Genomic DNA, 14,594 nt, shown 5'->3' on the forward strand with positions numbered 1-14,594 from the left:
ACAGAATACTTATTATTAAGCAGACCATTGGAACACGCTGGTACTTAATGAGCAGGGCAATAAGAAATAAATAATTGATGTATGATATTCCTGCGAATTTAGTACCACTGCGTGTGGAAGTGAGCGAGAGCGCGTCTGCGAAGAATAAGTATTCTGTGCAACTCGGTCAGTATAGTAGGATTCGTAACTGTTTGATTTGTAAAACAACGAAAGGAGACACATATTATGAAGATACTATTTTACGACGCAGCAACCTACGACGTGGAATCCTTCGAGAAAGAACTTACCCATTTCCCGGACATCGAGATCATCTACCACGAAGTTGATATTTCTCCGAAGACTGTATCACTCGCACAGGGCTGCGATGCAATCTGTGCATTTGTAAACTCGGATCTGAGCGCGCCGGTACTGGAGAAGCTTGCTGCAATAAATATCAGACTGGTGCTGCTTCGCTGTGCCGGGTTTAATAATATAGATTTGGAAAAGGCAAATGAACTTGGCATTACGGTGCTGCGTGTGCCGGGCTATTCTCCGGAAGCCGTTGCGGAGCTTGCGATTACACTGGCGCTTGCGGTCAACCGCCATGTACACAAAAGCTACATCAAGGTGCGGGAGAATAATTTCAGCTTAGTGGGATTAACCGGAGTGAATTTTTATGGGAAGACCGCGGGCATCATCGGGACCGGAAAGATCGGTGCTGCAATGTGCCGGATCTGCCGTGGATTTGGTATGCGCGTAATCGCGTATGATATGTACCCGAATAAAGAGCTGGAATTCGTGGAATACATGCCGCTCGAAGACGTGCTGAAGCAGAGTGACTTGATTTCCCTGCATTGCCCGCTCACAGACGAGACTTATCACATGATCAACAAGGATACGATTGTACAGATGAAGGATGATGTGATCTTAGTCAATACATCCCGCGGTGCGCTGGTCGATTCAGAGGAACTGATACAGGGTATCCGGCAGGGCAAATTCTTCGGCGTCGGTCTGGATGTCTACGAGGAAGAGGGAGACAATGTATTTGAGAACCGGGAGGACGAGCTGTTACAGCATTCTATCACAGCCAGATTGCTTTCATTCCCCAATGTTATTATTACGTCCCATCAGGGGTTTCTGACGCGGGAGGCACTTGCGGCAATCAGCCGGACAACCTTACAGAATGCGGTTGATTATGAAAATAGAACCATCCATGAAGCCAATCAGGTAAAATAAATTGCAAGATTATAACAATCATAAGTACGGGCAGATGTATGTATCACACATATATCTGCCCATTTTTGCTGTTTTTATCAAATAGATGTGGATTTAAAAATGAATCTATGATAAAATGGCTCTTATCTGCTGTTTATAGGACAACAAAATGAAATCAGACAGCAAATAACGGACAAGATGCATGATACAGAATTCTTTATAAGAGGGTATGTGTTGTGAATCGAGAACGAAAAAAAGAGAGGGAAAAAGGATGGAAGAAAAGAAGCGACACTCATTTGGTGGATCAATCGGATTCGTACTTGCGGCGGCAGGTAGTGCGGTTGGTCTTGGAAATATCTGGCGGTTTCCGTATCTGGCAGCCAAGGATGGAGGCGGATTATTCTTAGTCGTCTATATCATTCTGGCATTGACATTTGGCTACACGCTGCTGACTACGGAGATTGCGATCGGTCGAAAGACGAAACAGAGCCCGCTCACGGCATATACGAAGCTTCATGATAAATGGGGATTCTTAGGTGCTATTGCGAGTATTATACCGGTTATCATCATGCCGTATTACTGTACGATCGGTGGCTGGGTAGTAAAATATTTCTTTGTATTTTTGACGGGACATGGAGCTGAAGCTGCACAGGATGGATTCTTTACCGGATTCATCACGTCACAGTGGGAACCAATCATTACATTTGTGATCTTCCTTGCAGTATCCGCATTTATCGTATTCCGCGGTGTCAATAAGGGAATTGAGTCTACATCGAAGATTATCATGCCAATCCTGCTTGTCATGATTTTTGGAATTGCAATATTCTCATTAACGTTGAAAAATACAAATGATGCAGGTGAAGTAGTAACCGGTCTGCAGGGATTCAAGGTGTATATTGTTCCGAATCTCGAGGGACTGACAATCGGAAAGTTATTTACGGTTTTGATCGATGCACTCGGTCAGTTGTTCTTCAGCTTGTCTGTGGCAATGGGTATCATGATTACATATGGTTCGTATGTGAAGGATGATGCAAACCTTGGAAAATCAATTAATCAGATTGAGATTTTTGATACGGTTGTTGCATTTCTTGCAGGTGCAATGATCATTCCGGCTGTGTATGCATTTATGGGAACAGAGGGTATGTCATCCGGACCAAGTCTGATGTTTGTATCTTTGCCAAAGGTATTTGCTGCAATGGGTGTTGCCGGAAATATAATCGGTACAATCTTTTTTGCAATGGTATTGTTCGCTGCAATTACAAGTGCGGTATCCGTCATGGAGGCAGTTGTATCATGTATTATGGATGCATTCCATACAAGCAGAACAAAGGCCGGCACAATCGAGGGAATCTTCGCACTGATCGTTGGTATCATTGTCTGCCTCGGATACAATAAGCTGTACTTCGAGTTCAAGCTTCCGAATGGTTCAACGGCGCAGATCCTAGATATCATGGATTACATCAGTAACAATCTGCTGATGCCGATCGTAGCACTTGCAACCTGTATTCTCGTTGGATGGGTCATCAAACCGAAGAATGTGATCGAAGAAGTAGAAAAGAGCGGTTGTAAGATGGGAAGAAAGCGGCTTTACACTGCTATGGTAAAGGTCATCGCTCCAATCTTCCTGATCCTGCTTTTGCTGCAGACACTCGGAATCATGAAACTGTAAACATAAATTCTTCCTTAACACAAGGTAAGGAATCCTTGCCAGACGGGGAAATAACGAATAACAACAAGAAACTCAGCAAGATATTACGCAAAGATTGAATTGTGTGATTACAGTTAAAATCGTAATAAGAGTCAAAATAGATTTTTATCTTCGCGGGAAATCGTGAATTATAGAAAATAGCACAGAATGTATTAATAAACAGACCATTGGAACACGCTGGTACTTAATGAGCAGATCAATAATTGATAATAATCAATAATCGTAAATCTGCGAATTTAGTACCACTGCGTGTGGAAGTGAGCGAGAGCGCGTCTGTGTTTAATCATTCTGTGCTATTTTCTATATCATATATATTATTCGCGGAGATACAATTATAAAGTTTTAATTATATCCAACAGTTCTTTTGGAACATTCATATTTCCCCGTCCGATTCCCATCTGTATATTTGGCTTCACAACCCCATGGAAATCCGAGCCGCCGGAGATTGCCAGCCCGTATTTGGCAGCCAGCGAGCGGAGCTTCTCACTTTCAAAGCGGTTGTTCGAAGAGTGGAATGCCTCAAGCCCTTTTAAACCAAGGGACTTCAGATATGCTAACAGCTCATCAATCTGTGCATAACCAAGATGATAGAGCAGAGGATGTGCCAGAAATGCCGCTTTGCCATAAGTCGTTAAGATACGCATAGCAGTCTCACAGGTAACCTGTGGCTTCGGCAGGTAATATTTGCAGCCGATGCCGATGTATTTGCGGAACGCGGTATCCTTGTCTTTGCAGACACCTTCCTCGACAAGAACTCTTGCGAAATGTGCCCGTGTGATGACGCTGTCCGGGTTGCCGTGAAGCAGCTTCTCCATCGTGACAGGGAGACCATCTGCCTGCATCATCGCTACCATTTTCTCATTTCTTCCCTCACGTGCTTCCTTTAATACGGCAAGCTCTTTTTGAAGCTCCGGGTTTTCATAGTCCATATAGAAGCCCAGAATATGAATCTCACGATTGTTATAGTAGCAGGACAGTTCGATGCCCGGCACTACCTCCAAAGGCTTGTCCTTTGTATAGTCTAAGATTTCTGCCACGCCATCGACCGTGTCGTGATCGGTCAGGGCAATCGCGGAAAGTCCCATCCGCATTGCTTCGTCGGCAACCTCTGCCGGTGTCAGAGAACCGTCGGACGCATTGGAATGTACATGTAAATCGATTCGTTCCATATTACCAACCTCCTTGTGATCGTGTTTGATGTATTATTTTATATCACAGCTTGTACCATCTGTTTTGTTTAGGTGATGCAAATCCATATCGGATAAGCGGATTATTTATTCTTCAGAATATTCAACAGCTCATCCGGTGAGAATGTATATTTCGTGTGACAGAAGTCGCACACAACTTCAATTGGCTTGTTATCGGCAATCATAGCGCCAAGCTCTTTTCTGCCAAGGCTGATAACTGCCTGCTCGACACGCTCCTTGCTGCAATCGCAGACATACGCACAAGGCATGGAATCGGTCAGCTCGACATCATAGCCTTCAAACAATTTCCGTACGATAGCTTCCACAGACATGCCCTGCTTGAGAAGCGCAGTGAAAGAAAAACCTTTCAGACGTTTCTCCAGCTCGTCAATCAATGCGTCCTCAGCAAATGGCATCAGCTGGATGATAAATCCACCGGCATTTGCTACGGATGTATCGTCGTTGAACAGTACGCCCAGAGCCACAGAGCTTGGAATCTGGTCACTTGTTGCAAAATAGTAGGTCAGATCCTCTGCAATCTCGCCGCTTACCAGATGGGTGTCGCCGACATATGGCTCCTTCAGACCGATATCTTTGATGACGCTTAAGACACCGAGATCCACAGCCTTTGCGACATCGTTTGCAGGAAGCATAACCTCCGGTTCGCTGACATATCCCTTGACATGTCCGTTTGCATCGGCAGTGACAAGCATACCGGAGATCGGCCCCTGGCACTGGATACGGAGTGTTAATTTGTCGGTATCATTTTTACACATGGCGCCCATCAGCACGCCTCCGGTCAACAGTCTGCCGAGTGCGTTCGTAACAACCGGGCTGGTATGATGTGTAATTCTTGCTTTTTCCACAGTATCGGTAGAGTTGCAGGCGAAGAAACGAACCTGCTTGTTCGCTGCCATGCCACGAATCATTGTATCTGCCATAAATGTATCCTCCTTAAAATGAGTGCCTGAATTTTGTATATATACTTGCATGTGTTGTTATTTATGATTGATGCAGTGGTATACAAAATTACTGTATATATTGTTTCTTTGAATTCTTGTTTCGTGTTTCTTTCGCGATGATATAGATCCGCTCACAGTTCTCGTCTGCCGGTTCGTGTGTGAATGCATCATAGGCGGCCAGAAGGGTGAGACCGGAATCGGTTACCATCTGTTTCATCTGCTTTAGTGTGTACCCTTTTTGCACATGTAATTCCTCATATTTGCGGAACAGGTTATCGTCGGAATCCGAAGGTTCCTTTACGAACAGGCTTAAAGCAAGCTCGTTGATCGCTTCCTCTTCATCATAATAATTATCCCAGATAAAGCTGATATCATCCCGATCCTCAGCAATCGTCGCTTCGGCTACAACATCCCGGTAATAATGCTCCGTATGGAAGTCGAAGATGAAAAGTCCGTCCGGATCAAGGTAGTTATTGACGAGCGAAAATACATGCGTAAGCTCGTCCGGTTCGGTAATATAATTGACGCTGTCGCAGAGACTTACAATAGCTGCAACGGTTCCGTATAGCTCAAACTCACGCATATCCTGACACAGGTAGAGCGATGAAGAATGATTTTGTTCCCGCTTTTCATTTGCAATATCCAGCATGGCAGGGGAGTTGTCGATACCGATCATGTCGTATCCCAAATCTGCCATACGCTCGGTTATATTTCCGGTTCCACAGCCAAGCTCTGCCAGAATGCCGCTTGCAATATCATATTCCACAAGCAGGCCGTGCAGATAGTCTGCCCATGCGTCATAGGGAATGTTGTCCATGAGCGCATCGTAGACAGCAGCAAAATTTGAATATGCTTCAGCCATAGGGTACCTCCTTATTTTTCGTAAACACTAACTTTAAATTATAAAATAAAAGATAGTGAAAAACAAGGAAAAATCATATATAATAAAATGCGCGATTGATAGAGCGTATGTGAGATTTGGAGGATTACAATGAAAAATCAGATACAGACAATAAAATTAAAGAAGGAAAAGCATGCATTTTCGTATTGGCGCATCCCATTTTTTGCGGGCACGGGCATCTATCTGGAGGTGCTGTTTCATCTGGCGATTTATCAGAAACTCGAAAGCACGAGCATCTATCCGGTTTTGTTCGGTGCCACGTTGGGGCTTTTCTTAGCGGCACTCACCGTATGGCTGCCGCGCATCGGAAATGAGGTCATCGCACATGTCGGTCTTACCGTGTTCTGCGTGTATGATATCGTGCAGCTCATTTATTTCCGGATATTTGGGACATTTTTAAGTCTGGTGTCTGTCGGCGGCGCCGGAAATGCGATGGATTTCAAGGTCGTGATGTTCGAGAAGATCCGCCAGAATGTTGGATGGATGTTGCTGTTTATGTTGCCGGTGATCGCACTTGTTTTGCTGCGTGTATTTTTGATAAAGTTTGACAGACCGAAGATGAAAATAAGGCTTATAAGTGTGGCAAGTGCGGTTTGTCTGTGCACCATTTCCATCCTTCTGCTGAATGTGCAGGGACGCGCGATGTATTCGCCGTATCAGTTGTTCCACAACCAGTATGTGCTGGAGCTTTCGATGAACAAGCTCGGCGTATGTGTGACGACTGTGCGGGATGCGCAGACGATGATCACGGGTGGAAAGAAAGATGTGACATTTACTTTGGATGATACAGATATGCAGCCAGATGATGTGACGGCAACCGAAAGTGATGCAATGGAAGCTACGGCAACCGATACGGATGCGGCACCTGTGTATGTAGAACAGGTTGATCCGGCAGTTGATTTTAAGAAGTTATATCAGGCAGCCGAGGATGAACAGTTGAAGAATCTGTCCGCTTATTGTGTGCAGCAGACACCGACCATGCAGAACGAATATACGGGCATGTTTGAAGGGTATAATGTTGTATGCATTACCGCGGAGAGCCTGTGCAAATACGGTATCTACGAGAACTGCACACCGACGCTTTATAAGATCATGAATGACGGCTTTGTATTTGAGAATTACTATAATCCGATCTGGTATCACAGTACGATCGATGGAGAGTTTGTGGATTGTCTGGGACAGTATCCGTGTTCCTCAGAGTGGAGTTTTTATAAGTCAGCAGATACATATCAGCCGTATGCACTTGGCAATGCATTGAATGAGAAAGGCTACACAAGCAAAGCATACCACGACTTTGACTTCTATTATTATAACCGGAGTGAGACACATGCGAATATGGGATATGATTTCAAGGCAATCGATTATGGTCTGGATATCCCAAGCTATGTGACATATTCCGATTATGATACGATCGAGGCAGTATACAAGGAGTTTATTAACGAAGAACCGTTTCTGATGTATTTTATGACATTCAGTGGGCATCTTCCATATAATTACGATTACAATGCCATGTGCCTGAAGAACCGTGAGGAAGCAGAAAAATGCACAGAAGGAATGGACTTGCCGGAAGACGCGGTGGCGTATATTGCGGCACAGATGGAGCTTGATAAAGCGCTAGAGGATCTGATCAACAAGCTGGATGAAGCTGGAAAGCTGGAGAAGACCGTGTTCATCGTGACACCGGACCATTATCCATATGGACTGACAGACAGCGGCTACGATGCGCTTGCAGGCAAGAATGTATCCGATGATGCATTTGAAAAACATCATTCCTGCCTTGGCATCTGGTCTGCATCGATGGAAGAACCGGTTCCTGTCAAGAAGCTCTGCGCAAGCGTAGATGTCCTTCCGACTGTCTTGAATTTACTTGGCGTGACATATGATTCGCGCATCCTCGCAGGACACGATATCTTATCCGATTCGGAAGAACTTGTCATCTTCGCCGACCATAGCTTTAAGACAGACAAGATAGGTTATAACACGAAAACCGGAGAAGTGACCTACTATGTGGACGAAAAAACAGTTTCACAATCCTACATCGACGATAAGATTAAGGAAGTCGAAACGAAACTTTACATGTCCGATGAGGTCATCAACACCGATTTCTACGGCTATGTGTACGGCAGGAAATCAACAAACACCACAACAAACACCACCACATCAACCGAACAGCAAAACAAAGAATAACCACGAAAAACATACGAAAAGGTACAAAAAGATACGATTTAGCGGAATTTTGTTGTGAAAAGCAACGAAGTATGCTAAAGTGGATTCGATTGTAAATTTTTAAATTGATTCGACCTTCGGGCATGAGGAACTATATGTAGATTCGAGTTGTTCCGGATTTTCAATTCTAAAGCAGACCATTGGAGCACATCAGCACTTAACGAACGTAGTGAGTTTAGTGTCTGCTATGTGCGGAAGTGAGCGAGAGCGCGTCTGCGTAGAATGAAAATCCAGAACAACTCGGAGAAAGTGTAGAAGTTCTCATGCAGGGAGATAGAATAAGGAGGAAAACAAAATGACGAGAATCGGAATTTACGGATACGGAAATCTTGGCCGTGGTGTAGAAGCAGCCATTAATCAGAACGATGATATGGAATTAGTTGCCGTATTCACAAGAAGAAATCCAGATGAATTGGTTATTAAGAACCAGACAGCCAAGGTGTGCAACGTAAAGGACATGGCAGACTGGAAGGATAAAATCGATGTTATGATTCTGTGTGGCGGAAGCGCAACCGATCTTCCGGAGCAGACACCGGAATGTGCAAAATATTTCAACGTGATCGACAGCTTTGATACACACGCAAGAATCCCGGAGCATTTTGCAAATGTGGACGCAAACGCAAAAGCAAGCGGACATATCGGAATTATCTCCGTTGGCTGGGACCCGGGTATGTTCTCACTCAACCGCCTGTACGGAAATGCATTGCTTCCGGAGGGAAATGATTATACATTCTGGGGCAAGGGTGTCAGTCAGGGACATTCCGATGCCATCCGTCGTATCGCAGGTGTCAAGGATGCCAAGCAGTATACGATTCCGGTAGAATCTGCACTTGAGGCAGTTCGTAACGGCGAGAATCCGGCGCTTACAACAAGACAGAAGCATACAAGAGAGTGCTTTGTAGTGCTGGAAGAGGGCGCAGATGCGGCAAAGGTTGAGGAAGAAATCAAGACAATGCCGAACTATTTCGCAGATTACGATACAACGGTTCACTTCATTTCGGAAGAAGAACTGAAGACAAATCACAGCGGAATTCCACACGGCGGATTTGTACTCCGCAGCGGCGTGACCGGCTGGAACAAGGAGAACAAGCATATCATCGAGTACAGCCTGAAGCTTGATTCAAACCCTGAGTTTACATCCAGCGTACTGATTGCTTATGCAAGAGCGGCTCACAGACTTGCAAATGAGGGAGCAAGCGGCTGCAAGACCGTATTTGATATTGCACCGGCTTACCTTGTGAATAAAACAGGGGAAGAGCTTCGTGCATCCATGCTGTAAGATGCACCAGATACCATGTCGCCAACTGAATATGGGTGGCAGACAATAAGAAAGAAAACAAGGAGAGAAGAGAGAAGATGGAAGAAATCGCAAATTACGTGCCACAGATGTACGCAACATTCTGGGCATTAATTCCGCCGGTCGTGGCAATTGTGCTGGCACTCATTACAAAGGAGGTTTACAGTTCGCTCTTTTTAGGAATTGTGATTGGTGGACTGTTCTGGTCCAACTTCAGATTTGAAGCAACCGTAAACCATGTATTCAAAGACGGAATCGTCCGCGTGCTGACCAATTCATATAACATGGGTATTCTGGTATTTCTTGTAATACTCGGTGTCATGGTCTGTATGATGAACAAAGCCGGTGGTTCGGCAGCGTTCGGACGATGGGCAAGCGCCCATATCAAGACGCGGATTGGCGCACAGTTAGCGTCAGTTGCGCTCGGAGTTTTGATTTTTATTGATGATTATTTTAACTGCCTGACAGTTGGAAGCGTGATGCGTCCCGTGACAGACAAGCACCAGGTATCGCGTGCGAAGCTTTCGTATATCATTGATGCAACAGCAGCTCCGGTCTGTATCATTGCCCCGATTTCGTCATGGGCAGCAGCGGTAGCCGGATTCGTAGAGGGAGAGGACGGATTCTCCATCTTTATCCGTGCGATTCCATATAACTATTATGCGCTTTTCACGATTATATTTATGATTGTTTTGATCGTCAGAAAGATTGATTATGGTCCGATGCGGACACATGAAAAGAACGCTTTGAAGGGCGATATCTACACGACACCGGACCGTCCATATGCAAACGCGGAAAATGAAGTCGTTGAGACAAAGGGTAAAGTGATTGACCTTGTATTCCCAATGATCGTTCTGATTACAGCCTGTGTCATCGGCATGATTTACAGTGGTGGATTTTTCTCAGGCGTTGGATTTGTAGAAGCATTTTCGGGCAGTGATGCATCGGTTGGATTGATGTATGGCAGCTTCTTTGCACTTGTGATTACGATTATCTATTATATGTTCCGCCGCGTATTGAAATTCAGCGAATCCATGTCTTGTATTCCGGAAGGATTTAAAGCGATGGTTCCTGCGATTTTAATTCTGACATTTGCCTGGACATTGAAGGCGATGACAGACAGCCTTGGCGCAAAAGAATTTGTGGCAGAGCTCGTGAAGAGTACGCCGGATGCGCTGCTTAGCTTCCTGCCGGCACTTGTATTTATCATTGCATGCTTCCTCGCGTTTGCAACCGGAACCTCATGGGGAACCTTCGGTATGCTGATTCCGATCGTTGTAAATGCATTCGAGGGAACAAACGCAACGATGATGATCATTTCCATCTCTGCATGTATGGCAGGTGCCGTATGTGGAGACCATTGTTCACCGATTTCGGATACGACAATTATGGCATCCGCAGGTGCGCAGTGTAATCACATCAATCATGTAAGCACACAGCTTCCATATGCGATTACAGTTGCACTTGTATCGTTCGTCACATATGTTATTGCCGGATTCTTTGGTAATAGCAAGGGACTTCCGGGAGTAATGAAGAGTCCTGTGATTCCGCTGGTAATCGGTCTGATTTTACTGTATGTTGTGTTGCAGGTGATCAAGGCAGTTGAGAAAAAGAAAGATCCAATTGATGCAGAATAAGAGGCTTGAAATGAAAAAGGCAAAAGGAAGTATTATGTTGCTGTTTGCCGCGTTCTTCTGGGGAACGACGTTTGTGGCACAGACAACAGCATCCGATCAGATTGGAACATTTACATTTAACGGAAGCCGCTCCATAGTTGGAGCGGCATTTCTTGCGATTTTGATTCTCGCTCGCACGGGAATGAAGAAGCAGAAAGCAAAGGTAAGTGGAGAACCGGTCGAAAAAGAAAGTATAAAACGGACCGTGATCGGTGGTATCCTCTGTGGCTGTGTGTTGTTTTTCGCAACGAATCTGCAGCAGAGTGGTATCGCGGCATATCCGGAAGGTGTGGCCAGCTCCGGCAGATCGGGATTCCTTACCGCAACGTATGTGGTTATGGTTGCAATCGTATCCGGATTACTCGGGAAGAAATTACATAAGATCGTTTATGTGGCAGTTTTTGTCTGCCTTGGAGGTATGTACATGCTGTGCATGTCCGGCGGTATCGGCAATCTGTATTTTGGAGATCTGCTTGGACTTCTGTGCGCAGTCTGTTTCACCGGACATATCCTGACGGTCGATCATTTTAACGACTGTGACAGCGTGAAGATTTCGTGCATCCAGTTTATTACGAACGGTGTGTTATCCCTAATCTGTATGGCAATCTTTGAACAGCCGGCATGGAGTGATCTTGCCGCTGCGTGGTTCCCAATCCTATATGCGGGTATCTTCTCGAGCGGTATCGCATATACGCTTCAGATCGCAGGACAGAAATATGCAGATCCGGCAGTTGCATCCATCGTGATGAGTCTGGAATCTGTATTTGCAGTGCTCGGTGGATTCGTCGTATTGCATGAGGTGTTAGCACCGCGGGAAATCGTTGGCTGCGTGCTTGTGTTCACCGCAGTGATCTTGGCACAGGTGCCGCAGATGCGAAAGTAGAGGCTATTATTTGATTGTGCTTGCATTTTTATAATAATCTTGTATATTATCTGTATTGAATGAGGTGTATGTTTCCGGACTGCACTGGGGGAGTCACTCTGTGGCTCTCTTTTTTGTTATCAAATAAAAGTGAATAGTCACGCAGTTTCGTGATAATCGGAATCGCAATTGCTTCGAACAACAAAAATCTACTTTAATTCGATATGAACAAATTGCAAATGAACTATTTTGGTGTAAAATGTAATTAGCAAGTAGCGGAGGATAAGTATGAGAGACTATAGTTTTGGAAATTTTATCAGTACACTACGACAGAGAAAAGGCCTGTCTCAATATCAGTTGGGTGTACTTGTCGGCGTTTCAGATAAAGCGGTGTCAAAATGGGAAAATGGAGAATCAGAACCGTCAATTGATAAGTTAATCAAGTTATCGAAATATTTTGGAGTTAATATTGATGAATCAATGTCATTTAGATAAGGTTTTTTATGATGAAAACAGTATATCATATGCGTTCATGCATTGAAAATACTGTTCAGTTAAGAAATGCTGTATTTTTTAGGTGCACTAATGCGTAGAAAGCAGGTGTATGATGAGTTCAAATCATTTTTTGTGTATGACAAAAAGACAGATTGCATATCTGCCTCATAACGCAGTATAATGGTAACGAGATTTATGCAACCCGATACATGAAATTCCTATTTCTCTTTGGACGGAGGTGGATAGGATATTTTCGATTGTACCTGACAGGTGTCAGATACTTTTGTATGAGAAGCATGGTCTCTGTTTCGTTACCACCGTGTTTGAGATATGCCTTGCATATGTTTACTGCGATGGTGTATTTGAGTTCACGGAAGCTTGTTTCCACGCTCCAGCGCATCCGGTAAAGTTTATTGATTTCTTCCAGAGGAAATTCTTCTTCTGAAAGATTGGTGGCAATACAGATCTAGGTTCCATTATCAAGGCGAATACGTACTATACGGAATTCAATATCGTAATACATGCAGTTTTCATCAAGAAAATCAAAATCGGTAGAAGGCTGAAGTATGGTATAGGTGTTAGGATTCCCCCAGTGTTTCTTTCGTATGGCGTCTGGTAAGTGTTGTTCTTATATGAGTATCGAATTCGCTGTCAGGCAAATTCATCGAGTTCTGTGATGCAGCTGTCGAGTGTGGATTTTTAATTAGATAAGAAAAAATCAGCCATAACGAGCATCCTTGAAATATGTTTATAATCAAGGCTTGCGCAACATATATTGGCTTACTTGTCAACTGCTTTTTGTAATATTTTTAAAGTTTTTAGGCATAAAAACAGTGGCTTTCTATGACAGAAAACCACTGAAATGATGTGTAACTGAATGGCATTGATTGTTCAAGAAAAAAACTCATTGACATATTTCAATCTATTTAGGAGGATAAACGATCATGTGTACAGCAGCAACTTATAAAACAAAAGATTTTTACTTTGGACGAACCCTCGATTATGAATGCTCTTATGGTGAGCAGATAGTAATTACACCACGTAATTATGCGTTTAATTTTCGCCATGTTGGCGATATGAAAAATCATTATGCAATTATTGGAATGGCTCATGTTGCAGAGGATTATCCTTTGTATTATGATGCTATGAATGAAAAAGGAGTGGCAATGGCAGGACTGAATTTTGTCGGAAATGCTGTTTATGCCGAGATTAAGCCAGATGTGGAAAATATTGCACAGTTTGAATTTATTCCGTGGATTTTAAGTCAGTGTTCTTCTTTAGTTGAAGTTCGCGAGCTTCTTGAACGAATTAATATTGTTAATACTCCTTTCAGCGAGCAATTACCATTAGCACAATTACACTGGATCATTTCTGATGAGAATGAGTCAATTACGGTAGAATCTATGGCAGATGGTTTGCATATTTATGACAATCCAGTAGGAGTGCTTACGAATAATCCGCCATTTCCACAGCAGATGTTTCAACTAAATAATTATATGTATTTATCTCCTAAACAGCCCAGAAATACTTTCAGCGAAACTTTGACTCTTGATGCATATAGTAGAGGTATGGGAGGATTAGGTCTTCCGGGAGATCTCTCATCTTCCTCACGTTTTGTACGTGTAGCTTTTACAAAGGTAAATGCAATTTCAGGTGAATCAGAGGAAGAAAGCGTTAGCCAATTCTTCCACATTCTCGGATCTGTGGATCAGCAACGAGGATGTTGCGAAGTAGCGGATGGAAAATATGAAATCACATTGTATACGTCGTGTTGTAATGTTACAAAAGGTATTTATTATTACAATACTTATGAAAACCATCAGATCAGTGCAGTAGATATGCATGTAGAAAATCTGGATAGTGATAAAATGATTTGTTATCCAGTAATTCAAGGAGAACGAATCAACTATCAAAATAAATAATGTTTTGAGATCAGGGATGAGGTAGAAAGGAAAGTTCCATGACAAAAGATGAAGTAAAAAAAATCAGGATGGACAGTCCGGAATCACTACAGTTTTTAAATAATGCTACAAAATTTTATAATTTAATGATGATGTATCGTTGTGCTATTCGGGAGATACAAACT

At 43.6% G+C, this 14,594-nt stretch carries 12 protein-coding genes and 1 pseudogene; 9 read left to right on the plus strand and 4 right to left on the minus strand.

The features are described 5' to 3' along the window. Positions 1–225 precede the first annotated feature (225 nt). Together ACZQK9_RS08495 and ACZQK9_RS08500 are read left to right on the plus strand one after the other, a co-directional pair. Complete coding sequence (locus ACZQK9_RS08495) at positions 226–1,215, plus strand: 2-hydroxyacid dehydrogenase (protein WP_483270311.1); 990 nt, start codon at positions 226–228, stop codon at positions 1,213–1,215. A 250-nt stretch (positions 1,216–1,465) separates the two neighbouring features. Beyond that, positions 1,466–2,863 (plus strand): sodium-dependent transporter, encoded by a 1,398-nt coding sequence (locus tag ACZQK9_RS08500; protein WP_483270312.1) that lies wholly within the window; start codon positions 1,466–1,468, stop codon positions 2,861–2,863. A 371-nt stretch (positions 2,864–3,234) separates the two neighbouring features. Here the strand turns inward: ACZQK9_RS08500 and ACZQK9_RS08505 are convergent, their stop codons facing one another. The 3 genes from ACZQK9_RS08505 to ACZQK9_RS08515 form a co-directional block, all read right to left on the minus strand. Beyond that, positions 3,235–4,071, minus strand: a complete 837-nt coding sequence (locus ACZQK9_RS08505; RefSeq protein ID WP_483270313.1) for a PHP domain-containing protein — start codon at positions 4,069–4,071, stop codon at positions 3,235–3,237. Positions 4,072–4,172: 101 nt separating this feature from the next. Beyond that, positions 4,173–5,030 carry an Hsp33 family molecular chaperone HslO gene (gene hslO, locus ACZQK9_RS08510; RefSeq protein ID WP_177986781.1) on the minus strand — a complete coding sequence of 286 codons (858 nt, stop codon included), beginning with the start codon at positions 5,028–5,030 and terminating at the stop codon, positions 4,173–4,175. An 88-nt stretch (positions 5,031–5,118) separates the two neighbouring features. Further along, positions 5,119–5,913, minus strand: a complete 795-nt coding sequence (locus ACZQK9_RS08515; RefSeq protein ID WP_483270314.1) for a class I SAM-dependent DNA methyltransferase — start codon at positions 5,911–5,913, stop codon at positions 5,119–5,121. A gap of 129 nt (positions 5,914–6,042) precedes the next feature. Between ACZQK9_RS08515 and ACZQK9_RS08520 the strand changes: the two genes are divergently transcribed. From ACZQK9_RS08520 to ACZQK9_RS08540, 5 genes are all read left to right on the plus strand, one after another. Then, positions 6,043–8,139, plus strand: coding sequence for an LTA synthase family protein (locus ACZQK9_RS08520; protein WP_483270315.1), 2,097 nt, complete (start codon positions 6,043–6,045; stop codon positions 8,137–8,139). 334 nt (positions 8,140–8,473) lie between these two features. Next, complete coding sequence (locus ACZQK9_RS08525; protein WP_483270316.1) at positions 8,474–9,457, plus strand: diaminopimelate dehydrogenase; 984 nt, start codon at positions 8,474–8,476, stop codon at positions 9,455–9,457. A 77-nt stretch (positions 9,458–9,534) separates the two neighbouring features. Next, complete coding sequence (locus ACZQK9_RS08530) at positions 9,535–11,112, plus strand: Na+/H+ antiporter NhaC family protein (protein ID WP_483270317.1); 1,578 nt, start codon at positions 9,535–9,537, stop codon at positions 11,110–11,112. Between the two features lie 10 nt (positions 11,113–11,122). Then, positions 11,123–12,034, plus strand: coding sequence for a DMT family transporter (locus tag ACZQK9_RS08535; protein ID WP_483270318.1), 912 nt, complete (start codon positions 11,123–11,125; stop codon positions 12,032–12,034). Between the two features lie 267 nt (positions 12,035–12,301). Further along, positions 12,302–12,508 (plus strand): helix-turn-helix domain-containing protein, encoded by a 207-nt coding sequence (locus ACZQK9_RS08540; RefSeq protein ID WP_196021056.1) that lies wholly within the window; start codon positions 12,302–12,304, stop codon positions 12,506–12,508. Between the two features lie 193 nt (positions 12,509–12,701). Here the strand turns inward: ACZQK9_RS08540 and ACZQK9_RS08545 are convergent, their stop codons facing one another. Further along, a complete protein-coding gene (locus ACZQK9_RS08545; RefSeq protein WP_483270324.1) occupies positions 12,702–12,974 on the minus strand; it encodes a transposase in 273 nt (90 codons plus the stop codon). 478 nt (positions 12,975–13,452) lie between these two features. On the opposite strand from ACZQK9_RS08545, the gene bsh reads away from it, so the two are divergent. Next, positions 13,453–14,430 carry a choloylglycine hydrolase gene (gene bsh / locus ACZQK9_RS08550; protein WP_117781082.1) on the plus strand — a complete coding sequence of 326 codons (978 nt, stop codon included), beginning with the start codon at positions 13,453–13,455 and terminating at the stop codon, positions 14,428–14,430. Positions 14,431–14,468: 38 nt separating this feature from the next. Continuing rightward, positions 14,469–14,594: pseudogene (locus tag ACZQK9_RS08555) on the plus strand (GTP pyrophosphokinase); the annotation flags it as partial.

The organism is Wujia sp., from assembly GCF_056872695.1.

Coding starts and splice junctions, on each gene's coding strand:
- ACZQK9_RS08515 (WP_483270314.1), bottom strand. CDS start 5,913: ATGGCTGAAGCATATTCAAATTTTGCTGCTGTCTACGATGCGCTCATG.
- ACZQK9_RS08530 (WP_483270317.1), top strand. CDS start 9,535: ATGGAAGAAATCGCAAATTACGTGCCACAGATGTACGCAACATTCTGG.
- ACZQK9_RS08505 (WP_483270313.1), bottom strand. CDS start 4,071: ATGGAACGAATCGATTTACATGTACATTCCAATGCGTCCGACGGTTCT.
- ACZQK9_RS08495 (WP_483270311.1), top strand. CDS start 226: ATGAAGATACTATTTTACGACGCAGCAACCTACGACGTGGAATCCTTC.
- ACZQK9_RS08500 (WP_483270312.1), top strand. CDS start 1,466: ATGGAAGAAAAGAAGCGACACTCATTTGGTGGATCAATCGGATTCGTA.
- bsh (WP_117781082.1), top strand. CDS start 13,453: ATGTGTACAGCAGCAACTTATAAAACAAAAGATTTTTACTTTGGACGA.
- ACZQK9_RS08525 (WP_483270316.1), top strand. CDS start 8,474: ATGACGAGAATCGGAATTTACGGATACGGAAATCTTGGCCGTGGTGTA.
- ACZQK9_RS08520 (WP_483270315.1), top strand. CDS start 6,043: ATGAAAAATCAGATACAGACAATAAAATTAAAGAAGGAAAAGCATGCA.
- ACZQK9_RS08540 (WP_196021056.1), top strand. CDS start 12,302: ATGAGAGACTATAGTTTTGGAAATTTTATCAGTACACTACGACAGAGA.
- ACZQK9_RS08535 (WP_483270318.1), top strand. CDS start 11,123: ATGAAAAAGGCAAAAGGAAGTATTATGTTGCTGTTTGCCGCGTTCTTC.
- hslO (WP_177986781.1), bottom strand. CDS start 5,030: ATGGCAGATACAATGATTCGTGGCATGGCAGCGAACAAGCAGGTTCGT.